At 55.1% G+C, this 22,802-nt stretch carries 22 protein-coding genes and 1 pseudogene; 10 read left to right on the top strand and 13 right to left on the bottom strand.

Features of this window, described 5'->3' with window-relative positions; genetic code table 11:
• Window positions 1-29: 29 nt before the first annotated feature.
• The 6 genes and pseudogenes from ACEVJK_RS06585 to ACEVJK_RS06560 all read right to left on the bottom strand — a co-directional run.
• Window positions 30-320 (bottom strand): annotated as a pseudogene (locus tag ACEVJK_RS06585) (type IV secretory system conjugative DNA transfer family protein); the annotation flags it as partial.
• A complete protein-coding gene (locus ACEVJK_RS06580; RefSeq protein WP_374740251.1) occupies window positions 317-808 on the bottom strand; it encodes a PcfB family protein in 492 nt (163 codons plus the stop codon). The pseudogene ACEVJK_RS06585 and the gene ACEVJK_RS06580, both read right to left, overlap by 4 nt.
• On the bottom strand, window positions 809-1,711 hold the full coding sequence (locus tag ACEVJK_RS06575) for a DUF6017 domain-containing protein (RefSeq protein WP_374740250.1): 903 nt from the start codon (window positions 1,709-1,711) through the stop codon (window positions 809-811).
• A gap of 520 nt (window positions 1,712-2,231) precedes the next feature.
• Window positions 2,232-2,618 carry a hypothetical protein gene (locus ACEVJK_RS06570; RefSeq protein WP_374740249.1) on the bottom strand — a complete coding sequence of 129 codons (387 nt, stop codon included), beginning with the start codon at window positions 2,616-2,618 and terminating at the stop codon, window positions 2,232-2,234.
• Window positions 2,602-3,186 (bottom strand): hypothetical protein, encoded by a 585-nt coding sequence (locus tag ACEVJK_RS06565; RefSeq protein WP_374740248.1) that lies wholly within the window; start codon window positions 3,184-3,186, stop codon window positions 2,602-2,604. The genes ACEVJK_RS06570 and ACEVJK_RS06565 overlap by 17 nt, the downstream gene beginning before the upstream one ends.
• Window positions 3,186-3,599 (bottom strand): hypothetical protein, encoded by a 414-nt coding sequence (locus tag ACEVJK_RS06560; protein WP_374740247.1) that lies wholly within the window; start codon window positions 3,597-3,599, stop codon window positions 3,186-3,188. Before ACEVJK_RS06560 ends, ACEVJK_RS06565 begins: the two co-directional genes overlap by 1 nt.
• A gap of 780 nt (window positions 3,600-4,379) precedes the next feature.
• Here ACEVJK_RS06560 and ACEVJK_RS06555 point away from each other — a divergent pair.
• The 8 genes from ACEVJK_RS06555 (at window position 4,380) to ACEVJK_RS06520 (ending at window position 9,853) form a co-directional block, all read left to right on the top strand.
• Complete coding sequence (locus ACEVJK_RS06555; protein WP_374740246.1) at window positions 4,380-4,745, top strand: CD3324 family protein; 366 nt, start codon at window positions 4,380-4,382, stop codon at window positions 4,743-4,745.
• Between the two features lie 137 nt (window positions 4,746-4,882).
• The gene (locus ACEVJK_RS06550; protein ID WP_374740245.1) at window positions 4,883-5,581 is read left to right on the top strand and encodes a conjugal transfer protein; all 699 of its coding nucleotides are present in this window, start codon (window positions 4,883-4,885) and stop codon (window positions 5,579-5,581) included.
• A 20-nt stretch (window positions 5,582-5,601) separates the two neighbouring features.
• On the top strand, window positions 5,602-6,258 hold the full coding sequence (locus ACEVJK_RS06545) for a CatB-related O-acetyltransferase (protein WP_374740244.1): 657 nt from the start codon (window positions 5,602-5,604) through the stop codon (window positions 6,256-6,258).
• A complete protein-coding gene (locus ACEVJK_RS06540; RefSeq protein WP_374740243.1) occupies window positions 6,245-6,664 on the top strand; it encodes a sigma factor-like helix-turn-helix DNA-binding protein in 420 nt (139 codons plus the stop codon). Before ACEVJK_RS06545 ends, ACEVJK_RS06540 begins: the two co-directional genes overlap by 14 nt.
• Window positions 6,661-6,894, top strand: coding sequence for a helix-turn-helix domain-containing protein (locus ACEVJK_RS06535; protein ID WP_374740242.1), 234 nt, complete (start codon window positions 6,661-6,663; stop codon window positions 6,892-6,894). The genes ACEVJK_RS06540 and ACEVJK_RS06535 overlap by 4 nt, the downstream gene beginning before the upstream one ends.
• A gap of 264 nt (window positions 6,895-7,158) precedes the next feature.
• The gene (locus tag ACEVJK_RS06530) at window positions 7,159-8,790 is read left to right on the top strand and encodes a recombinase family protein (RefSeq protein ID WP_374740241.1); all 1,632 of its coding nucleotides are present in this window, start codon (window positions 7,159-7,161) and stop codon (window positions 8,788-8,790) included.
• Between the two features lie 363 nt (window positions 8,791-9,153).
• A complete protein-coding gene (locus ACEVJK_RS06525) occupies window positions 9,154-9,483 on the top strand; it encodes a helix-turn-helix domain-containing protein (RefSeq protein ID WP_147572003.1) in 330 nt (109 codons plus the stop codon).
• Between the two features lies 1 nt (window position 9,484).
• Complete coding sequence (locus tag ACEVJK_RS06520) at window positions 9,485-9,853, top strand: sporulation initiation factor Spo0A C-terminal domain-containing protein (RefSeq protein ID WP_374740240.1); 369 nt, start codon at window positions 9,485-9,487, stop codon at window positions 9,851-9,853.
• A gap of 118 nt (window positions 9,854-9,971) precedes the next feature.
• Here the strand turns inward: ACEVJK_RS06520 and ACEVJK_RS06515 are convergent, their stop codons facing one another.
• On the bottom strand, window positions 9,972-10,139 hold the full coding sequence (locus ACEVJK_RS06515) for a hypothetical protein (protein ID WP_186853235.1): 168 nt from the start codon (window positions 10,137-10,139) through the stop codon (window positions 9,972-9,974).
• 176 nt (window positions 10,140-10,315) lie between these two features.
• Here ACEVJK_RS06515 and ACEVJK_RS06510 point away from each other — a divergent pair, with 176 nt between their 5' ends.
• Window positions 10,316-11,089 (top strand): helix-turn-helix domain-containing protein, encoded by a 774-nt coding sequence (locus ACEVJK_RS06510; RefSeq protein WP_374740239.1) that lies wholly within the window; start codon window positions 10,316-10,318, stop codon window positions 11,087-11,089.
• Between the two features lie 39 nt (window positions 11,090-11,128).
• On the opposite strand, the gene ACEVJK_RS06505 is transcribed toward ACEVJK_RS06510, so the two are convergent.
• From ACEVJK_RS06505 to ylxM, 6 genes are all read right to left on the bottom strand, one after another.
• Window positions 11,129-12,277 (bottom strand): AI-2E family transporter, encoded by a 1,149-nt coding sequence (locus ACEVJK_RS06505; RefSeq protein ID WP_186853236.1) that lies wholly within the window; start codon window positions 12,275-12,277, stop codon window positions 11,129-11,131.
• On the bottom strand, window positions 12,277-12,774 hold the full coding sequence (rimM, locus tag ACEVJK_RS06500) for a ribosome maturation factor RimM (protein ID WP_374740238.1): 498 nt from the start codon (window positions 12,772-12,774) through the stop codon (window positions 12,277-12,279). Before rimM ends, ACEVJK_RS06505 begins: the two co-directional genes overlap by 1 nt.
• Window positions 12,775-12,875: 101 nt before the next feature.
• Window positions 12,876-13,106, bottom strand: coding sequence for a KH domain-containing protein (locus ACEVJK_RS06495; protein WP_186853238.1), 231 nt, complete (start codon window positions 13,104-13,106; stop codon window positions 12,876-12,878).
• A 20-nt stretch (window positions 13,107-13,126) separates the two neighbouring features.
• Window positions 13,127-13,366, bottom strand: a complete 240-nt coding sequence (gene rpsP, locus ACEVJK_RS06490) for a 30S ribosomal protein S16 (RefSeq protein ID WP_147571998.1) — start codon at window positions 13,364-13,366, stop codon at window positions 13,127-13,129.
• 147 nt (window positions 13,367-13,513) lie between these two features.
• A complete protein-coding gene (ffh, locus tag ACEVJK_RS06485; protein ID WP_374740237.1) occupies window positions 13,514-14,887 on the bottom strand; it encodes a signal recognition particle protein in 1,374 nt (457 codons plus the stop codon).
• Between the two features lie 3 nt (window positions 14,888-14,890).
• The gene (gene ylxM / locus ACEVJK_RS06480) at window positions 14,891-15,256 is read right to left on the bottom strand and encodes a YlxM family DNA-binding protein (RefSeq protein WP_147571996.1); all 366 of its coding nucleotides are present in this window, start codon (window positions 15,254-15,256) and stop codon (window positions 14,891-14,893) included.
• A 225-nt stretch (window positions 15,257-15,481) separates the two neighbouring features.
• Between ylxM and ACEVJK_RS06475 the strand changes: the two genes are divergently transcribed.
• The gene (locus ACEVJK_RS06475; protein ID WP_374740236.1) at window positions 15,482-22,654 is read left to right on the top strand and encodes a GH36-type glycosyl hydrolase domain-containing protein; all 7,173 of its coding nucleotides are present in this window, start codon (window positions 15,482-15,484) and stop codon (window positions 22,652-22,654) included.
• Window positions 22,655-22,802 lie beyond the last annotated feature (148 nt).

Raw genomic sequence — 22,802 nt, 5'->3', positions numbered from 1 at the left:
TGTGTCATTTACACTTAAAATTATGCACTCCAGCGGGCAGAACCGTATTCCATACCGTGACGGTATTTCTTCCCATTCTTGCCCTTCATGTAAACCACCAGCCGCAGGATCACCGCCCCGGCGAGACCGATCAAAAGGTCAGTCGGGTTAACGCTCAGTCCAAAAGAGGCAAACGCCAACCTGAAGCCATCCCCGATGGAAAGCAGCTTGCCGGACAGGTCCACGCCGGGTGCAAGCCGGAACGCCTGGGATACCTTGTCAAAGGAATACACGAACAGCAGATATGGGAGATTGGTCAAAAGTAATTTCTTCACGTTCATCTCTGCACGCTCCGATCTTTGACCTTTACCTTCTCCCGGTCAACGGTACGATGCTCCGGCTTCTTCTCCGCCCGTTCCTTCGCCTGGGCCAGACGCTCCCGGATGGAGGATTGTTCTTCCCGGCCCATCCGTCTGCTTGCGAACTCCTGGAAGGCCGCCGTGATCGCGTCCGCGTCCCGGCTCTTGAAGAATACCAGGTAGCGGGGCTGTTCGGCGGCGGTGTCCTTCTTCAAGGCAAAATCCACATGGTATTTCTTCGCCACATGGGTAAAGGCCCGAATGTTCTTGTCGCTGATCTCAACATTGGCAAGCCCCACGTTCTGGGAGGCAAGCTGTTTGAGGGTCTGCTTGCCCCGGTATATTTTCGGCTGTCTGCTTTTCTTGATTTCCTCCAGAAACTTCTTGACCGCCTTTTCAAACACCTGCTCGCTCATTTTGGCTCCGTCAACGATCAATGCGACGGTCTTGCCGGTCACTTCTTCCTGCATTTAACCCCTCCCTCGTTTGCCATCCCCGTACATATCGTGCTGTACCAGGGAGGAATAGTAATTGCTGATGGTACCAGGAGCGTTATACAGGGCCGCCAGCAAGTATTTCTTGATATTGCGGACATAGGTGGTGTTCTCCCTCATACAGTCCATGACATACTGCACATGGGAGCTGTCCAGCTTCATAAACCGGGATTTCACCACCTCCGCCGGGTAATCATCCCCGGCTATGCGGATCGTCTTTCTGGCAGAGCATACGGTGTCCACGATCAACTCCGCGATTTCGTCAAGCTGCTCCCGGTCGATATGGCTGTCCTGGATCAGATACTCATACCCGATGTTATCCAAAACGATCTCACGGTATATTTCTCTTGCTCCCATCCCATCCGTTCCTATCCTTGCCTCTGCGGGGGCAGGGGGATTTGATTGGATAGGATTTGATGGTTCCGTAATTGATAAATCAGTTTTTGATGTTTCTTTACTTGATTTCTTAGTATTTAATTGTGTGGGGTTTTCCTGTTCAGGTTCTTCCAAGACAGGAGAACCCAAGACTGGATTTGCCTGAACTGGATTTTCCCGTTCAGGCTTTTCCTGTTTAGGTTCGGGTGGTCGGGACTGTTCCAGGATCGTGTACTCGATGGCTCCAAGCTGCCCGTTTGGATTGCGGACGCGCTCCCGGATCACATAGCCCTGTTCCTCCAGTTCCCGCACCCCGGCGCAAATGCTGTCTACGCCATCCTTGCAGATACGGGCGAGGCCCTTTGTGGTGTAGTCCCAATTCTCCGGCAGCGAGAGCATAAGGGAGAGAAGGCCCTTTGCTTTCAGGGAAAGGTTCGTGTTCCGCAGATGGTGGTTTGACATGACCGTGTAATCACGGGTCTTTTCGATACGGAAAACTGCCATGCCGATGTCCTCCTTTCTTGTGGTTTGAAAAGTGTTGATTTTCGGTGGTTGTCCGCCTGTATCCCTTCGATATCCTCCGCATGGGAAAACATCCCTGCCACTTTTGCTTTGTGGCTCACAGGAGAAAGAACAGCGGATTTTCCACCCTTTTTGATACAGTTTGAAAATGGGCATAGAAAAAGGGCGACCGTCTGAACAGTCGCCCAAAATGAAAGGTATTTTTTATGAAGCTATGCAAGAAAAGAAGTTGTCCGAAAGCCCAAAACCGTTGATATTACTGGGTTTTTCAAAAAGTTCTGTATCGCCACTCGCACCAAACCAATATAATCCGAACTTGTTTCCGATAGGAGATGGGTTCGGATTATTTGTTTTCTTTGAGCGTTATGGGAACACCCATTTTTGCAACGGAGTGCAGCGCAAGCCCACTTCCAAACCACGAGGGCCACGGAAAAAGAAGAAATCTGTATAAACGCAAAAAAGGCGGGGTGTCACCATTTTCGGATGACACCCCATTTTTAAGTTATACGGAATATTCCAGATTCGGGACAAATTGAATAGTTGCACTACGTGCCAATAGAAGCGCTTGTGTATCGCTCAATTCGACTTGGGCCGGGCTCCCGTGGATCTCACTGTGGTATGGACTATTTTGTGATGGACAATATTTGATATATGCTTGAACAGCATTACAAGCCCGAACAGTGATGGAAACGACAAGCCCTTGAAAGCGCTGCGACATCGATAAGGTAGCATCTTTTACTGTTCTATCATAAGTCCGTTCTACGGATAATCCTCTTTTGTCTTTTAATGCAGCACTTGAAAGCCTACCGTTATTCCAAAAATCAGGCCTACGCGTTGCAGGATATACTGCTCTGAGAAGTGATTCTTGTTCACTAAATGTTTCGTCCATAGAACTTACTTACCACCTTGTTGATGCTATCGTAGTTAATCTCTTCGGTCAAAGATTTCCCTGTGTGATCAAAAGAAAACATTTTGATCCGCTCGTTTTCAAAAAGTTCCAGTTCCAGATAGTCACCCAAGTCGTTTTCATACTCAAGTTGAATACTATCTCGTGCAGTTGGAAAAATTGCAGGTTGTATAAGCAAATTCATTACAATTTTCCTTGCAAAAGATAAGATACTTTCTGAAAAGCAGTTTGCACCATTGCCGTTCCAATTATCTTGAAGTTGTTCGATTTCAAGAAGTCTCGCCAGACTTTGCGCTTTGTCAACCGACATAACGGAATCACCTTCTAACCACAAACTGATGTTTCCGTTATTATAACTATTTCTATTTGCAGTATCAGTCGAGAAAAAGGTGTTCTGACTTGTTGCAAAAGTTTGCATAGGGACAGAAACTGTACCAGTAGTTGAAGCCGCAAGTACCAGCACGGCTGCCATAGCGCAAAAGGTTTTTGCATTTGGTAAAGCAGGGATTTGAATATTGGAACTTTCTGTTGTAGAGATTGCTGTAACCATTACTCCACCCTCTTAAAGATAGGCACCGATTGCTTTGCTACACATTCTCCGTTCAAATAGAATGTGAAGATATATTCACCCTCACAAGGAATTACCAGATTGCGAATATCAACGCACATCATAAAGCCTTGATACTTTTGAGGAAGGGTATCGCCTTTAGATATAATGGGAAGATCAGTTTCTCCCGAATCATGAATCACATTTCCGTCTGGACTTTGGATAACAAGTTTCAGTTTATTAGAAATATGTAAATCAATTTCTGACATCCCAATAGCCAACCCAAAAGAGAAATTCCCAGGAACAAATTGGGGCCGCAGAGCAATTTGAGGTGCAATTAACATGGGCACTGTACCACCAGAAGTCGGCAGATTATTAATAGAGTCACATATAGTAAACGAAAATAACTTTGCCATAATTATCTATCCCTTTCAATATAACAATATTGAGCTATGCAAACATACAGAATAAACCTAATCGCATTCTAATACAATTTCACATTTTAATAGTACCACATCCGCGCTATTTTGCATAGGTATTTTGTAAATTTTTAGGTAGACATGGATGAAAAGTCAGCGTTTCGGGATAATCCAACGTCCTTTATATGCCCTTATTCTATTTTAGACTCCGGTTTCTCCGCTACCCTTTGCTCCTTCCACTTAGCGAACTCCTGCTGTCCTTCTTCGCTCTCATAGAAAGTCAGAATGTCAGGCAAAATGCAACGGGCAATGGCCTCGATCTGATGTTGTGGTATGGTGGTGTTATTGATTAGCTTTTTCCTTCGCCCCAAATAATCCCTCCATCCGGTCTGTCAGCTTCAAGTTACTGGTCACATTGCTGCTGTCAATCCGTCGGAGGCTTTGCGCCTTCCACCATACTCCTTCAAATTCCGTTACAAAATCCCACATTCCCTTCCTTTCCATTCCGGGTGAACTAAAAGAGAGCAAGCATAGGGAGTGTGGCCACACTCCCGTAAAATCTCCGTTTTCGGCCTGCTGCCGGAGCGGAGATTTTTCTTGTTGGGAGTATCCCAAACCCTCTCTTGATTGCTTCGCTAATAATACGCTCAAACTAGACGTTTCTACCCGCTATTTACAAAAAATTGTTGAGCGATTTCAAGTCGCGTGGTATGATAAAGATGCTATGAAACAGAAAGAAGTGGTGTCGAATGACAAAACTCAACGAAGTGCGGCTCCATGCAAAGCCAGTGGATTGCGACGTTTGCATGGAGTAAAAATCGTCGCATAATTAATATGCTGGCTTTGCTGCTTGACGATCATCTCAAGGAGGAAGCCTGCATGAAATACATCAATGCAAAAAATCTTCTTCCCGATGCGCTGGTCAAGGAATTACAAAGCTATATTCAAGGGGGCTATCTTTATGTTCCCGCCGATCAAGCGCAGCAAAAACGATGGGGAGAAGCTTCGGGCTACCGACAGGAATTGCAGCAACGAAACCGCCAAATCGTAGAGGAGTTTCAGAACGGAACCTCTATGGAGGTGTTAGCGGAAAAATATTTCCTGTCCGTATCAGCTATTCGTAAAATCATTTATCAGAAATGAACCGGCAGGGGTTGCAGAAATGCAGCCCCTGCTTTTTATTTGATACAGATTGATTCGGTATTGTCTGGTGGATGGAAAAATGTTCGTATCGGCAGTACGATAAAAATAACAAATAAATCACAAGAGAGGAAAAAACCATGTGTACTCGATTTGTTTACCGAGGTGACGATACTATCACCGGCTTTAATTTTGAGATTGACCTTACCGTATGGGATCACAAAATCATAGCAGAAAAAGACCGCTTTTATATCGGCATCCTACGGCCCGATGGGGTGCGTCATTCCTATCATGGCGTGAACCGCAACGGAAATGTCGGAACCTTGTTGTATGTTCACGGAAACCCGGAGGGGGCCTATCAGGATTCCAAAAACTGCATGACAATCGCAGACCTGACAGAACAGTTTGTGCAGGCAAAAATCAGTTTTGACGATGCACTGCAAATCGTGCAGGAACGGAAGATTGTCTATGCCCCGGATGCTACCATGCAGGCCATACTGTCCGACAGGCAGGGCCGCACCCTGATCGTTGAACCGGGTATTGGCTGGCGGGAAGATGATGGACGCTACTCGCTGATTACCAATTACTCTGTCCTTGCACCCGAAAGCACAATGCCCTTTCTTGTGCCGGGAGATGACCGATACGAAAGAGCCGCTCAACTTCTGAACACTTACGGAAAGCAGTTTACTGTCACCGATGCGTTTTCTGTACTTCAAGCCGTCCGGCAGGAAGGGATCTGGGCCACCAGAGTTTCTTTCGTTTATTCGGCAAAGGAACACGCTGTTTACTATGTGGAGAACAACCATTTTTCACGGATTGGGAGATACGAGTTCTCATAACTTCGAGAGGAGGGAACGTCATGAATCCAGAGAACATTTATCCTCGCACCAACGACCACGCAACCGTATATCTGAAAAATGTCATCAAAAATCCCAACATCCTTGTCGGAGACTTTACCATGTATAACGACTTCGTCTATGACCCGCAGCAGTTTGAGAAGAACAATGTACTGTACCACTATCCGATCAACCATGACAAACTTATCATCGGAAAATTTTGTTCCATCGCCTGCGGGGCAAAGTTTTTGTTCACCAGCGCCAACCATACACAAGCATCCTTGTCCACCTATCCGTTCCCGATCTTTTTTGAAGAATGGGGATTGGATGTCCAGAATATAACGAGTGCATGGGACAATAAAGGCGATATTATCATCGGTAACGATGTGTGGATTGGATATGAGGCTGTGATTCTGTCTGGTGTTACCATTGGAGATGGCGCAATCATCGGCACTCGCGCCGTCGTAACAAAAGATGTGCCGCCTTATACGATTGTCGGCGGCGTTCCCGCCAAAACAATCCGCAAACGCTTCTCGGATGATACCATCGCGGCCTTACTGCAAATTAACTGGTGGGACTGGCCTGAAGAAAAAATAAAGCAGCATATTTCAGATATTCAGGCCGGGAAAATTGACCGTTTGCAGCCGTTATGCCAAGGAGAGCCACATGATGGTCTATGAAGATACTGCGGAGCGCCACCGCTTTGATTCCTTCTGCAAAGTTGTCCTGCGCCATGCAATGCTGGACTGTTTTCGGGAATTTTCATATCAAAACAAATGGCTGGTATCTCTGAATTATTTGCCGCAGCCGATTATGGACGGAATCTGTACGACAGATCAGTACCCTAGCGATTACATAACCTTTTCAGCGGATGGTTATACCCTGCAAATCAGTAATGAGCAGTTGGCTAATATCATTGAGGAGCTACCGCAGCCAGAGCGACGACTTTTGATTTTGTGCTTTGTGCTGGAACTGAACGACCGGGAAATCGGCAGGAGAATGTGCTGTTCCAGAAGTGCCATTCAGCGCCGCCGTACAAGTATTTTGCGGAATATGCGGGAACAACTGATGGGAAAACTGCCATGAAAAAATCAAGCAGCAAATACAAGCCCCCACCGCTTCTATCCGTTATTGAGGCAGCCCGTGCAGGAGAGGCCGATGCGATGGAACAGATTTTGCAGCACTATGATGCTTATATCAACAAGCTGTGTTTGCGGACAATAGTCGATGAGAGCGGGCAGACTCATAAGCAGGTAGACCCATATATGAAAGGCCGTTTGCAAAGTAAGTTGATGCAGGCCATTACGAAGAAATAGCAAAGCCGGGGAATGCCGTGCAAGGGTCAAGATGAACGCTTCGCGCCCTTGACGTCATTCCCCGGTTTTGCTATGCAGTAACCAAGTGTGTGCAAGCAGAAAGCTGCTTGCGCCCACCAATCAGTATCATATCTACGCATTTCAGACGCAAAAGGCGAAGTATTATGCGGCTTCTGGCGGTGTGTCAGCACTGCGGTAATATAATTCCTTATGCTGATTGCTAGAACGGCTTTAAAATGCGTAGAAACAAGGAGGCTGAAGAAAATGAAAGCAGTTATTTATGCCCGTTATTCCTCCGATAATCAGCGAGAAGAAAGTATTGAAGGCCAAATCCGGGAGTGTACTGCCTTTGCCGAGAAGAACCGTATCACCATTCTGCGTCACTACATAGATCGTGCCTTTTCCGCTAAGACCGACAACCGCCCGGAATTTCAGAACATGATTAAAGACAGCGGCAAGCGCCTGTTCGATATGATTATCGTTTGGAAGCTGGACAGGTTTGCCCGCAACCGCTACGACAGCGCCCGCTACAAAACTGCTCTGAAAAAGAACGGGGTTAAGGTGGTGTCTGCCACCGAGGTCATTTCCGACGGGGCCGAGGGTATCATTTTGGAAAGCGTCTTGGAAGGATATGCTGAATACTACTCCGCCGATCTGTCCGAAAAGGTAGTCCGGGGCATGACGGAGAATGCCCTGAAATCCAAGTATAACGGCGGAACCCTGCCCATCGGCTATCAGATCGACAGCGACCAGTGTTTCCAGCTTGACCCGCTTACCGCGCCCTTTGTCCGTGAAGCGTTCCAGCGTTATGACGAGGGGGCCACCATGACGCAGATACGGGACTGGCTCAACGAGCAGGGCGTGAAGAACACACGGGGCCAGAAGATGACCTACAACAGCGTACAGCACCTTTTGAACAACCGCCGCTATATTGGCGAGTACACCTACCGGGACATTGTGGTGCCGGACGGTATTCCCGCCATTGTCCCCCAAGACTTCTTTGACCGGGTGCAGGAGAAGCTGGCGAAGAACAAAAAAGCCCCGGCCCGTCACAAGGCCGAGGACGATTATCTGCTGACCACCAAGCTGTTCTGCGGCTACTGTGGAGCCTACCTATGCGGTGAGAGCGGCACCAGCCACACGGGGAATGTCCACCACTACTACAAGTGCGTGTCGGTGAAAAAGAAACGCACCGAGTGCCATAAGAAGTCCGTCAGGAAAGAATGGATTGAGGATTTGGTAGTCAGCGAAACCATGAAGATGGTGATGGACGATACCGCCATTGAAGCCATCGTGTCCATGCTCATGGACTTGCAGGACAGGGAAAATGTCAACCTTCCCCTCTATGAACAGCAGTTGCGGGAGGCTGACACGGCCATTCAAAATCTCTTGAACGCCATCCAGCAGGGTATCTTGACCAAGTCCACAAAAGGCCGTCTGGAAGAACTGGAAGCCACAAAAGAGGAACTGGAAACCAAGATTGCCTGCGAGAAGCTGGCAAAGCCTAAGGTCAGCGCCGAGTTTATGACCTTTTGGCTCCACCGCTTCCGCAAGCTGGATGTACGGCAAAAGTCCCATCGTAAGATGCTGATTGACACTTTTATCAACGCTATTTTCCTGTACGATGACAAAATGGTGATAACATTCAACTACAATGAAGGAACAACGACCATCACTTTTGATGACCTCAAAACCGCATTGGCCGATCATAAAACAGGTTCGGATTTGGATTGCTCAACTGCACCACGTCGGAGCAAGCTTTGTATCGCTTGCTCCGACTTTTTTTGCAAAAGTCAGAGCGCGCTCACGCCGCTGCTCCTCCTTTCCAAATCGAACCCGCTGCGCTGGATTACGATTTGGTATCGCAGCTTCGCTGCGCTTTTATTGCGTGCATGAAAATATGGATTTTAGTCGCTCTTTGCCTGCCCGCAATCCTTTTGCTTTTTGCGGATTGCGGGCTTTTTATGTTATTTTATCTTCTTCTTGATATGAATTTTTTGAGTTCTTTTCCGCATCTCAGGACTACTTTTGGAGCGGCATTGGGAGTTTATTCCGGCGGCATCAAAACATCGACAAGCTGGCAAAGGGATTATAGACAAATAAAGGTGGAGAAACGGCGTATAAGACAGAAAAAAAGGAGGTATCGCTGGCGGCAGATCACTTTGACCGAAAATTGACGAAAAAAACCGAAATCCCGGTCACCCAAACTGCATATTTTCCCTTATTCTTATATTGAGAAATAAAAAGGAGGGGAATTGTGTGGAACGAACCAATCACCTATCAGACAACTTAAAAGCATACAAGGAGGGAATGGGAAAAAGTCTTTCAGATTTTGCCAGGGAACTCAGCATTCCAAAGTCGACAATTCAGGCGGCGATGGCCGACGGAAATACGACATTGGATACCCTGATCCGCATCGCCAATGCACTAGGAGTTTCGCTGGATGAACTGGTATTCGGAACGGTGTCTATAGAGGCGGCAGGAAAAGCGAGATGCCTTCTGCGCCAGGTCGAGTGGTATCATTTTTTGCCAGCGGACAAGCAAGAGGCTTTTCAATATCATTTTGGGGAGATACTAAAGCTGTTGTAATATGAAAAACATGATTTTTGACACATCCGCGGAGATGACTGATATTTATGACCTGTTGCTCCGCTTGGGAGTTACCGCGAACTACATAGGCTTTTTCCATACAGCCTTTGCGGTGCATCTCGCGATCCAGGAGCCGGAGCGGCTTCTGCTGGTAACCAAATGCCTATACCCTGAGGTGGCGGGGCAATACCAGACCAACTGGAGCTGCGTTGAGCGCAACATCCGGATGATAGCAGAAATTGCGTGGAACCGCGGCCGTCCATTCCTAGAAGAGCTGGCCCGCCATCCACTGATGAACAGACCAAAAGCCTCTGAATTTTTGGCGATTTTGGCTGCCTATCTTTTGCCCCGCCAGTATGGTGATACATGAAATTGGGAAAAGGAGGGGGAGGCATCCGTTTTAGCGGATGCCTCCCCCTCCTTTTTTGGCGGGTTTGTCGTCTGCCCTATGAAGGGCTGCGAAGCAGCTGCCCACGGGCGGCAGGGGTTTACATGATGTGCTCCTCGGCGCAGTTGTCCAGGACGCGGAAACCCATATCCTCTCGAGTGGCCACATGGAAGTGGGCGATGCTGGTCGGGTCGAACTTGGGACACAGACGAAGCTCCGGACTCAGACGCAGGTCCTCCACAGAATTTCTAAATTCCTGCTTTTTCACAGAGATCACCCCCGGAAACAGTATTTCCAATCCCAGCCGCCGCTATGAGCAGATGAGCGCAAAATAGCTTCCGCAACCGGCGGTTGTCAAATTGAATACAGCTTTTGGTTGCGCTGTTCACTGAAATTTGCTATGCTGAACACCGACTCAGGAACAAAACAAAAGAGGGGGACAGTATGGAATTTCAAAATCGGCTTTATGACCTGCGCAAGCGGTCTGGGCTTTCTCAGGAGGAACTAGCCAATCTGGTGGGGGTGACCCGCCAGGCGGTGCAGAAGTGGGAGGCAGGCACAAGCCGGCCTGATATGGATAACCTGACCGCCCTGGCCCGGTATTTTAACGTGACGCTGGACTGGCTCATCACTGGTCATGAGATGGAATCATGTGCCGCCGCCCAGAACGGCCCAGTGGTGGTGGAGAACCACTACCATTATAACAGCTGGCACTATGAGTATAAAAGCAAGTGTACCGTCTTTGGGCTGCCGCTGGCCCATATTAACCTGGCACAGCGGGGCTTCTGTGTCGCCAGAGGTGTTGTTGCCATCGGCAATGTTTCGGTGGGTGCGCTATCCATCGGGGTCTTTGCGCTGGGGGGAATCACAGTAGGGGCCTTTGGAATGGGGCTGTTGGCCCTGGCCGGAATGGCCCTCGGCCTGCTCGCGATGGGCGGGATCGCTCTGGGGTATGTGGCGGTAGGAGGCTGTGCCTTCGGCTATCTGGCCATTGGAGGAAGCTCTGTCGGGATATACGCCGCCGGTGGCGCGGCGATGGCCCGGGATGTGGCGGTAGGCAGTGCGGCTACCGCGGACCTTCTGGCCATAGGACAGGATGCCCGTGCGGCGATGACGATGGGGCTGTCTGACACACGGGAAGCCATTTTCCAGGCCATTGGGCAGACCGGAGCGCCCGACTGGATCAGGAGCGTTCTGATGTTTTGTATTGGCCGGTAACAGAAAACGCGGAGGACGCATAACGTCCTCCGCGTTTTGTCATTCCTCTGTTGATTCCTGCGCTGAGGGTGGGGAGGGGGGGGCGTTGCGCCGGGCCACATCTACCCGCAGCATCTGGTAGAGGGCAGCGGCCAAGGGGACAGCCAGCAGCATCCCGCCAATGCCGAGGACGCCGCCGCCAATGGTGACAGCAGCCAGCACCCAGATACCGGGCAGGCCGATGGAGGAGCCCACTACCTTAGGGTAGATTAAATTGCCTTCAAGCTGCTGCAGGATCGCGATAAAAATCAGGAAGAACAGCGATTGGAAGGGTGATACAGTAAAGATCATAAAGGCTCCCACACCGGCGCCGATGTAAGCGCCGGCCACAGGGATCAGGGCAGTAAAGCCAATGAGAGCTCCCACCATGGAGGCGTAAGGGAACCGCAACAGCATCATGCCGCCCATACACAGCAGGCCCAGGATGACGGCTTCTGTACACTGGCCCACCACGAAGCGGCGGAAACAGGAGTGGAGAGTTTCAAGAAAGTAAACCAGATGGCTGTACCAGGCTGGCTTCAGATAGGTCTTCATAACTAGGGAGATCTGGCGGCCCAGCTTCTCCTTGCCCAAGAGTAGATAGATGGAGAAAATGATGCTCACGACCGCGGTAAAGGCGGTGGAAACCGTGGCGGAAACCAGGGACAGTACCGAGCCCATGACGCCACCTACTCCCTTGACCAGCCACTGAGTAATGGAGGTGATGACCTCCTTCCAGTTAATGGAGCCATCTGCCAGCGCGGTGCTGGAGATGGAGAAGAACTGGGACAGGTCCAGATTTTCACTCAGCTTCTCCAGCATAGGCACTACCTCCTGGATGAGAACCAGGGTACACTCTAACAGCTCAGGAAGAATCATGCGGATGAGGAGGAAAACGATGGCGATCAGACTGGCAAAAGCCAAAAGCAGGCAGACCGGCCGGCGGCTTTTGATGACAAAGGGACTCTTGGTATCGGGGAAGTACCAGCCCTCATACAGGCTCATGAGGATATTGACCGCGTAAGCGATAACGGCGCCCAGAACCAGGGGGAAGGCGGCCCCCAGCCCCAAGAGGAGCAGGGAGGACAGGGCTCCCCAGTAGTGGATAGCCAGATAAAGGAGAAACAGGACCACACCCAGCCGGGCAGCCCCCATCCATTCCCGTTTCATTACAGACCCTCCATCATATGGATCTTCAGGTAGCCGTCCTCCACATTGGTCTCCTCGATGAACTGGGGGACGGCGGGGATCATCAGCTCCCGCTCCCCGCCCCGGATGACATAGACATTGTTGGCGGGCAAAGTAAGAATGTCCTCTACCTTGCCTAGGACTTGTCCAGACTGGGCGTCACGGGCCTCTAGCCCATAGATATCGGCCAGGAAAAAGGCTCCCTGAGGGAGATGGGCATCCTTACGGTCGATATACAAGATGGCGTTGCGCATGGCCAAGGCAGAAGGAACGTCACAGATCCCCTGAAACTTGATGATAACCATGTTTTTATGGACGCGGGCCCGCTCCACCTGGATAGGCCAATGGGACTGATCTACATAGAGGGTTTTGAACTTGCACAAAAATTCCGGAGAGTCAGCCCAGGGCTGGACCCGCACCTCTCCCATGACGCCGTGGACGTTGGTGATCTTGCCCACTTCCAAATATTGTGCCGGCATGGCATAGCCTCCGTTGCAGAAAATTTTATATCACAGGCGGCGGAAAGCCGCCAGGAAAATGGAAAGAAAACAAAAGCGCAGGAAAAGCCTGCGCCTTTGTTTTAGTCGACGATCTCTACGGAAACACGTTTTCCAGACCGTTGAGCAAGCGAGCGGACCAGGACACGGATTTCCTTGGCAATGCGGCCCTGGCGGCCAATCACCTTACCCATATCCTCGGGAGCCACCCGCAGCTCCAGGACGGTTTCGCCGTCGCCCTCGGCCTCGGTGACGGACACCTGCTCCGGGTGCTCCACCAGGTTTTGGGCGACATAGGTCAGAAGCTCTTTCATTGTGTGCAAAACCTCCAGCCTTACAGAGCACCGGCTTTTTTCAGCAGATCACGGACGGTCTCAGTGGGCTGAGCGCCGGTCTTGATCCAGGCCTGAGCGCGCTCCACATCCACATTCAGCTCGGCGGGGTTGGCGACAGGGTTGTAAATGCCGATCTCCTCGATGAAACGGCCGTCCCGAGGATAGCGGGAGTCAGCCACCACGATACGATAGAAGGGAGCCTTCTTGGCGCCCATGCGGCGCAGTCTGATCTTAACCATTTATATTCACCTCCAAATGAATTGATAGATTTATATGGAAAGCGCGCGCGGCGCTTTGCCAACCTCATCAGCGCGGAGTCCGCTCTGCTTCAGATACCCTTTGGGCATCTGGCGCTCCGCTCCCTGGGGCCTATACTGGCGGCTGTCTCAGAAAGGGAATCCCCGTCCCATTCCAGGCATCATCCCGCCCTTTTTTCCCATCATCTTACGCAGGCTTCTGGGCATCTTGCCGCCGGAAAACTGCTTTGTCATGGCCTGAAGCATCTCAAACTGCTTGAGTAGTCGATTTACATCCACCACCTGAGTGCCAGATCCGGCGGCGATGCGTTTTTTTCGACTGGAATTGAGAATACTAGGATTTTCCCGCTCATAGGGGGTCATGGAAGTGATGATGGCCTCCATTCGCTGGAGAGCCTTCCCATCCAGCGCGGCCCCTTCCAAATCAGAGGCCTTGACGCCGGGAAGCATACCGGCGATATCAGACAGGGAGCCCATGCCCTTTAGCTGGACCATCTGATCATAGAAGTCGGACAGGGTAAACTTGTTTTTCCGTAACTTCTCCTGAAGCTCCAGAGCCTTCTTCTGATCGAAGTTTTGCTCCGCCTTCTCAATAAGGGAGAGAACGTCGCCCATGCCGAGGATGCGGCTGGCCATCCGGTCGGGGTGAAAGACCTCGATTTGGTCCAGCTTTTCCCCCATGCCCACAAACTTGATGGGTTTTCCAGTCACTGCCCGGATGGAGAGGGCAGCGCCGCCCCGGGCGTCGCCGTCCAGCTTGGTGAGCACTACACCGTCGATATCCAAGGCGTCATCAAAGGCTTTGGCGGCGTTGACCGCGTCCTGGCCGATCATGGCGTCCACTACCAACAGGATCTCAGTGGGAGAAACAGCGGCCTTGATTCTGCGCAGTTCATCCATCAGTGCTTCATCCACATGGAGCCGTCCGGCAGTGTCCAGGAACACCATGTCATTGCCATGTTTGATTGCGTGCTCCACCGCGGCCTTGGCGATATGCACTGGATCTGTCTGCCCCATCTGAAAGACGGGGATGCCCAACTGCTCGCCCACTACCTCCAGCTGCTTGATGGCGGCGGGGCGGTAGATATCACAGGCGGCCAGCAGGGGCCGCTTGCCGTTCTGCCTCTTCATCAAACTGGCCAGCTTGGCGCCGTTGGTAGTCTTACCGGCGCCCTGAAGGCCAACCATCATGACCACCGTAGGGGGCTTGGAGGCGATGGTCAGCTTGGCGCTGGCCCCGCCCATCAGCTCGGTAAGCTCCTGGTTGACGATCTTAATGATCTGCTGGGCCGGGGACAGGGCCTCCAGCACGTCGGCCCCAACAGCCTTCTCCGTGACCTGGGCCACGAACTGCTTGACCACCTTATAGCTGACATCGGCCTCCAGAAGGGCCAGGCGGATTTCACGCATGGCCTCCTTCACATCGGCTTCGGACAGGCGGCCCTTGCCCCTCAGCTTTTTAAAGGCGGCGGACAGCTTTTCAGAAAGTCCTTCAAATGCCATGGATTACTCCTTTAACAGCTGGTCAGCGGTATCCCGCACCCGGAGGGCCAGCAGCTCCATGTCGGCCTGGTCCCGCTGTGCGGCCAATTCCACCAACTGCTGGGCGTCCTGGCGGAGCTGCTCCAACTGGCTGTGCATGGTGTGGAACCGCTTGATCAGGCCGGTCTTGTCCTCCAACTCGGTGAGGATGGCCTCGGCCCGGACGATAACATCCCGGACTCCCTGGCGGGTGATGCCATAGTTCTCAGCGATCTCGCCCAGGGACAGGTCCTCGTTGTAATAGAGGTCATAAAATTCCTTCTGGCGGTCAGTGAGCACATCGCCATAAAAATCATAGAGCATGGCCATGCGATAAGCCTGACTTTTCATAGGTACTGACCTCCTCAAACAAAAAATGTAAAGGCAATTAACTTTACAAACGGAATCATACCATATTTTTCTCCTGTTGTCAAGTCAAATTCCTTGCGGGCAGAGGGCTCTGCTTTGGTATATTCACCCAGAAGGAGGGGGAAACTGAAGAAATAGCGGAGCGAAGAACCGGAAGTGGTCCGGCCGCGCGCCGCGGTGACTTACACTGACAGGAGGTACATCGCCATGTCCCATACCCCCAATGTCCCCATGGACGACGCCCATCTGACCAAATACGCCGTCAACGCCGCCCGGGAGCTGAAGCCGCGGGGGAAGGTGCCGGTCCGACGGCTGGTCCGACGGTTGAAAAGGGATCTGTCCATCCTGAACCGGATTCAGGAGGAGCTGAGTGAATGGAGCCAGGGGAAAGCGGTCCTGCCGCCCAGTGTGGAGTGGCTGCTGGACAACCACTACCTGGCGGTGCGGGAGGGGGAGGAGGCCCTTCGGGCACTGAAGAAGGCCGGTCCGCTTCGTGGGGACGGACAGGGAGGGGCCCTGCTCCAACGCTGTGTCAGGGGAGGAGTGTGGGCGGTCCCTCACCTGGAGCGGGAGCGTTTGACCTGGTATTTGAAAGCCTTTCAGACTGTTCAGCCGCTGACGGAACGGGAGCTATCCCTGCTGGTCCCGGTCCTGGCGATAGAATTGATCCAGGAGCTGGCCCAGGAGGCCGGACAGTTGGAGGAGCTCCGGCAGGGGCGGACTGACCCTGGACGGCTGGAGCATCTCTTTTCTGCCCTGCGTGCGCTGGAGGGGGAGAATTGGGGCCCTCTACTGGAGGAGATCAGCCGAGTGGAAGAGATTTTGACCCAGGACCCCTCAGGCCACTATCCCCACATGGACGACGACACCAGGCGGCGCTACCGCCAGCAGGTGTGCCGCCTGGCCAAAAAATTCCGCCTGGAGGAGAGCCAGACCGCCCGTAAGGCCCTGGAACTGGCCAAACGGGGGACTGGGGCTGCCAGACATATCGGCTGGTACCTGTACCGGCAGCCTCTGGGCCGGGAGAAGCGCCTTCCCTCCGGGCTGGGCTATGGGGGGGCGGTGGTTGGGCTGTCTCTGGCTTTGGCGGCGGGCCTGTGGGTGGCCGCTGGGAGCCTGTGGCTGTCCCTGCTCCTACTGCTTCCCCTGTCCGATATCGTGAAGAACGTCCTGGACTTTGACCTGGTTCGGATAGTGCCTCCCCGGCCCGTCCCCAGGATGGAGTTGGAGGGAGGTATCCCAAGGGAGAATCGCACCCTTTGCGTGGTCGTGTCCCTGCTCACCGGGGAGGACAGCGGCCCCAAGCTGGCCGCCCTGCTGGAGCGATACCGGCTGGCCAACCGGGACAGCGGTCCAGAGCTGCGCTTCGGCATTCTGGCCGACCTGCCTGACGGCGCTGCCCCCATGGGAGAGGAGGGAGCTGCCTGGGTGACCAGCGCCCATAGAGCTATCCAAGCTCTCAATGAGAAATACGGCGGCGGTTTCTATCTCTTTTTCCGCCGGCCGGCCTTCAGTGCCCAGGACGAGAAGTATATGGGCTGGGAGAGAAAAAGGGGGGCCCTCACCGAACTGGTCCGTCTGCTGAAAAGGAAGCCGACCGGCCTGCGGACAGAGGTGGGGGAGGAGGACTGGCTGCGTGAGGTGACATATGTCATTACACTGGACGGCGACACCAGCCTGAACGTAGGCACCGCCCGTGAGATGGTGGGGGCTATGGCCCATCCCCTGAATCAGCCGGTGGTGGACGGACAGCGGCGGGTCGTCACTTCTGGACACGCCCTCTTCCAGCCGCGAGTGGCCGTGGAACTGGAGGCGGCCAACCGGTCCTTTTTCTCCCGTGTCTATGGTGGCCTGGGGGGCGTGGACCCCTATGGCTCCACAGCCAGCGACGTGTACCACGATCTCTTTGACCAGGGCACCTATACCGGAAAGGGAATTTTCCAGGTGGAGGCCTTCTTCACCTGCCTCGATGGCCGTTTTCCGGAGAACGCCATCCTGTCCCACGACCTGCTGGAGGGCAGCTACCTCCGGGCGGGCCTGCTGGGGGAGGTGGAGCTGACCGACGGCTGCCCCTATAAAGTGTACGGCTATTTTGCCCGGCTCCACCGATGGATCCGGGGGGACTGGCAGCTGCTGCCCTGGCTGAAAAACCAGGTCCCTGATGGCCAGGGTGGGACCGAGGACAATCCGCTGTCCCTTCTGGCCCGGTGGAAAATCTTTGACAATCTTCGCCGCTCTCTGTCTCCGGTGGGCACCCTGGCAGCCCTGGTGCTTGGCATCTGCTTTTCGGGCCGGGCTTTCGCCTGGGCGGGGGGCGTGGCGGTGTTGGCCGCCGCCTCCAACCTGCTGCTCTCCGGAGCGGAGCTGGCTGCCAGGCGGCGGAACGGTAAACACCGCCGCTACCATTCCACGGTCATCGCCGGGCTGGCGGGAGTCATCCTGCAGACCGCCCTCCAGCTGGTCCTTCTGCCATATCAGGCATATACCGCCGCCACCGCCGCCGCAACGGCCCTGTGGCGGATGGGCGTCACCAAGAGGGGCCTGCTGGCCTGGGTCACTGCCGCTCAGGCGGAAAAGGGGAGAGACGGCCTATGGTTCTACGGGAAAAAATGCTGGTTTTCCGTGGTCATAGGGGGTGCCGTGCTTCTTCTGGCCCAACTGCGCATCGGACGGCTGGTGGGCGTGGTGTGGCTGATGGCTCCAGCTCTGGCTTGGGCCATCAGCAGGCCTGGCAAAAAGGGCAAGGAGCTGCCCCCCACGGACCGGAGCTTTCTCCTCCACCAGGGGGCCCTCATCTGGGGATATTTTGACGCCTTTCTCCGGCAGGAGGACCACTTTCTCCCTCCGGACAACTGGCAGGAGCAGCCCAGCCAGGGACTGGCCCGACGGACCTCCCCCACCAACATCGGAATGGCTCTGCTGTCTGTCATGGCGGCGGCGGACCTGAAGCTGATCACGCGGGAGCGGGGGATCGACCTCATTTCCCACATTCTGGATACGATAGAGGAGCTTGAGAAGTGGCGGGGACATCTGTACAACTGGTACGACACCGCCTCCCTCCGGCCCCTCCAGCCCCGGTATGTGTCCACAGTGGACAGCGGCAATCTCCGGGGCTGCCTCATCGCTCTGCGGGAGGGACTGTACCAGTGGGGGGAGGATGTACTGGCCCGCCGGGCGGAGCGCCTGTCCGACGCTATGGACTGCGCTCCCCTCTATGACCGGGAGAGGAGGCTGTTCTCCATTGGATACGAGGCGGAGCGGGACCGGTTGACGCCGGGGTGGTATGACCTGATGGCCAGCGAGGCCCGTCAGACCAGCTTCATCTCCGTAGCCCGTGGAGAGGTCTCGCCCCGGCACTGGCGAAGGCTGGGCAGGATGATGCTGGGGGACAACGATTACAGCGGTATGGCCTCCTGGACGGGGACCATGTTCGAATACTTCATGCCCAACCTGCTGCTGCCCTGCGAGCCAAATTCCTTTATGTACGAATCCCTGTCCTTCTGCGTCTATGCCCAGAAGCGGCGGGGGAACAAGACCCATACGCCCTGGGGCATCTCGGAATCCGCCTTCTACGCCTTTGACCCCGGCATGAATTACCAGTACAAGGCCCACGGGGTCCAGGCCCTAGGGCTGAAGCGGGGGCTGGACTCCGAGCTGGTAGTCTCCCCCTACTCCTCCTTCCTGGCCCTCCTGCTGGCTCCCCGAAGCGCCCTGCGCAACCTGCGGAGACTCCGGGATATGGGACTGGAGGGGCCCTATGGTCTATATGAGGCGGTGGACTATACCCCTGCCCGGATGACGGAGGGACAGGACCATGAGGTGGTCCGTTCCTATATGTCTCACCACTTGGGGATGAGCCTGATTGCCATTGACAACGCCCTCAACGACAATGTGATGCAGCGGCGGTTTATGAAGGACTGCGACATGGCCGCCTATCGGGAGCTGCTCCAGGAGCGGGTCCCTGTGGGGGCGCCTATCATGCGCCAGACGGAGCGGGACATCCCGGAAAAACTCAGGCCCGTCCAGGGCCCCGCTTTGGTGCGGGCAGGGCGGGAGTTTGGGCGTCTGGCGCCGGAGTGCCATCTGGTGTCTAATGGTAGCTGGTCGGTCCTGGCCTGTGACAACGGCCTTACCGCCTCCCGGATGGGGGACTGCCAGATCACCCTGGCCAAGCTCGGACAATACTATGCCCCGGCCGGAATATCCTTATTTTTCCAGGGGAGAGAGGGGATCTTCGGCCTGACCCCGGCCCCTCTGTACCAGAAGGGAGAATATAGCTGGGAGTTTCACAGCGCCGGAGCCGCCTGGACTTTTACCTGGGAAGGATTGGCCACCCGGACCACCCTGGCCGTCCCCCGGCGAGAAAACGGGGAGCTGCGTAGAGTAGAGCTATCCTGGACCGGGGAGGGGCGGCTGGAGGGCGAGCTGCTCGCCTATCTGGAGCCGGTACTGTGCCCACTGGCCGATTTCCAGTCCCACCCCGCCTTCTCCCGCCTGTTTCTGGAGGGAGAGCTGGATGACCACGGCGTTCTCTTTCAGCGCCGTCCCAGGGGGGAGGAAAAGGTCCTGTCCCTGGCTGTCCTCTGGGAGGGGGAGGGGATCACAGCCTGTCTGGACCGGGCCTCTGCCCTTGGCAGGGGGGGGCTCAGGGCTCTGGGTGGCCGGAGGGCCGGTCCCCTGGAGCGGGGGGTGGGCACAGATCCCTGCCTGATGATCCGCTTCCCGGTATTACTGGAGCCAGGGGAGCGGGCGGTGTTCGCTCTGGCACTGGGAGCAGGAGATACCCCGGCCGCGGCCTCCACGGGAGCAAGGAACATCCTGAGAGGACAGGCGGGGGAGGCAGCCTCTCTGGCTCCTTTGGCGAGAAAGCTATCCCTGACAGAGCGGCAGGGGATAGAGGCGTTCCAACTGCTGTCCCGGCTGTCCGCGGCAGAGGAGCCGGGGGAACGGCCGCCAAAGAGCGCCCTGTGGCCCTATGGAATCTCGGGGGACTTGCCCTTGGCGGTGGGTCCAGTGACCGAGGGGGAGGGGCGAGAACAGGCTGTCCTCTGGTGCCGGTGGCACCAGCTCCTGACCCGTTCTGGATATCCCTTTGACCTGGTCCTGCTGGTGGAAGAGGGGGGCGACTATCGCCGCCCCCTGCGTACTGCTCTAACCGAGGAACTGAAGACGCTAGGGGCCGAATCGGCTCTGGGGGCGAAGGGGGGCATCCACCTGGCGGACAGCGGAGCGGCCCCTGCCGTTCTGGCTTGGGCCAGGGTGATCCTCCCTATGGGACCGGGAGAGCAGAGAGAGGAAAAACTCTCCCCCGCCACCCCGGTCCGCCTCTCCCTGGCCCAGCCGGAATGGAGGGCGGGGAAGGAGGGGACCGTTCTCATCCGGACAGGGAAGGCGCTCCCTCCAGTGGGCTGGAGCCAGGTGTTATGTAATTCTCAATTCGGATGGCTCACCGATGAGACAGGAAACGGGCTGCTCTGGACAGGGGGAAATTCCAGGGAAGGAAAACTGACTCCATGGAGCAATGACCCTCTGGCAATCGGTGGACCGGAAAAAATTATGGTAAGCTTAGAGGAGAAGGAGTGGTCTGTCTTTGCTGATGGCGACGGCTGTCCCTGTACGGTCACCTACGGACCGGGCTTTGCACGGTGGGAAAAGCAGATGGGGACAGGACGGCTGGTAACAGAGGCGTTTGTACCTCTCATCGGGACAAAGCGGATCCTGACCTTCACCCTGGCAGGAACAAGCGGGACACTCTCCTACCGCATGGGAGAGGGGGAGCCTATGGCCCGCCCTCTTGCCCAGGGACTGCCTTTGACTCTGGTCACAGAGCCGGGACACAGAGGGCTGGAATCCCGGTTTTCCACTAAGCGGTATTTGGATTTGAGGGGCGAGACCCTGACATGGTGGAGGGAGCGGGTGTCCTCCCTTACCTTGTCCACCCCGGACCGGGCGCTGGACCACTACCTCAACGGCTGGTGCCTGTACCAGGTGACTGCCTGCCGACTGATGGCGCGGACCTCCCAGTACCAGAACGGCGGCGCCTTCGGCTTCCGGGACCAGCTTCAGGATGTGGCTGCGCTCCTGTATACCTGGCCTCAGCGCGCCAGAGAACAGCTGCTGTTGGCCGCCTCCCGTCAGTTTGAGGAGGGGGATGTCCAGCACTGGTGGCACCCGCCGGCAGGGGCCGGTGTACGGACCCGCATCTCGGACGACTTGCTTTGGCTGCCCTGGGTGCTGTGCCGCTACTGCTCTGTCACCGGGGATTGGGAGGTACTGAAGGAGCAGGTCCCCTATCTGACATCCAGGCCCCTGGAGCCCAAAGAGATGGAGCGGTATGAGGTCCCTCATGTCAGCTCCAAGACAGATACCCTTTACCACCACGCCCTATCTGCTATCCAGTGCGTCCTGGACCGGGGAACCGGGTCCCATGGACTGGCACGGATGGGCGGCGGGGACTGGAACGACGGCATGAACCGGGTTGGGGCCGCCGGAAGGGGTGAGTCGGTGTGGCTTACCTGGTTCCTGACTATAGTGCTTCAGGATTTTGCCCCCCTCTGCCAGCGAAGCGGGGAGGAGGAGTTGGCCCAGGAGCTGCTGGCCCAGGGAGAGAAGTACCTGGCGGCGGCCCAGGCGGCCTGGGACGGGAACTGGTACCGCCGGGGCTACTATGACGATGGGACTCCCCTGGGCAGCCGGGAGAGCGATCAGTGTCAGATCGACTCCATCGCCCAGTCCTTCTCCGTACTGCCCCAGGGAGCGGACCGGGAGAGGGCGGACCGGGCGGTGTCCGCTGCGCTGACCCGGCTCTTTGACCGGGAGCGACAGGTGGTCCGTCTCTTTGATCCTCCTTTCGACGGAAAAGGACGAAAGGACCCCGGCTATATCAAAGGCTACCCGGCCGGTGTGCGGGAAAATGGCGGGCAGTATACCCACGGCGCGGTCTGGCTGGCCATGGCCTGCTTCCGTCTGGGAAGGGCAGGGGAAGGCTGGGAGGTGCTGCGGGCGCTGCTGCCTGCCTGCCACGCGACGGAGGGATACCGGGCGGAGCCCTATGTTTTGGCTGCCGACGTATCCTATGCGACCGGCCGAGAAGGACAGGGAGGCTGGAGCTGGTATACCGGGGCGGCGGGCTGGTACTGGCAGGTGGCGGTCCAGGAGCTGCTTGGACTAAAGGTCAAGGAGGGACGTCTGCGGGTACAGCCCAGGCTGCCATCCGACTGGCCGGGCTATCAGGCGGAGTGGCGGCTGGAGCGTGGTACGCTGCTGATCCGGGTTGAGCGGGGAGAGGCTGATGTGGCCCTGCTGGACGGACAGCCTGTGGACGAGGTGGCGCTGAAGGAACTGGAGGGAGAGCATCACCTGAGGGTGGTCATCCCCTGAGCTTGGAACAGCGGTTCCAGGGCGGGGCCCTCTGGAGGGAGCGTGGGAAAAACAGGCTCGATTAGCCATGGAGAGAGCTCTGAACCTGTTCACAGCTCTTTACTTTCCCTGCCAAATCGTGGTATGATATCCAAGCTGAGAAAAAAGG

The organism is Flintibacter sp. P01028 (genome assembly GCF_041925235.1).
Taxonomy (GTDB): Bacteria; Bacillota; Clostridia; order Oscillospirales; family Oscillospiraceae; genus Lawsonibacter; species Lawsonibacter aceti.
This window is presented reverse-complemented; position numbering and strand designations above follow the sequence as displayed.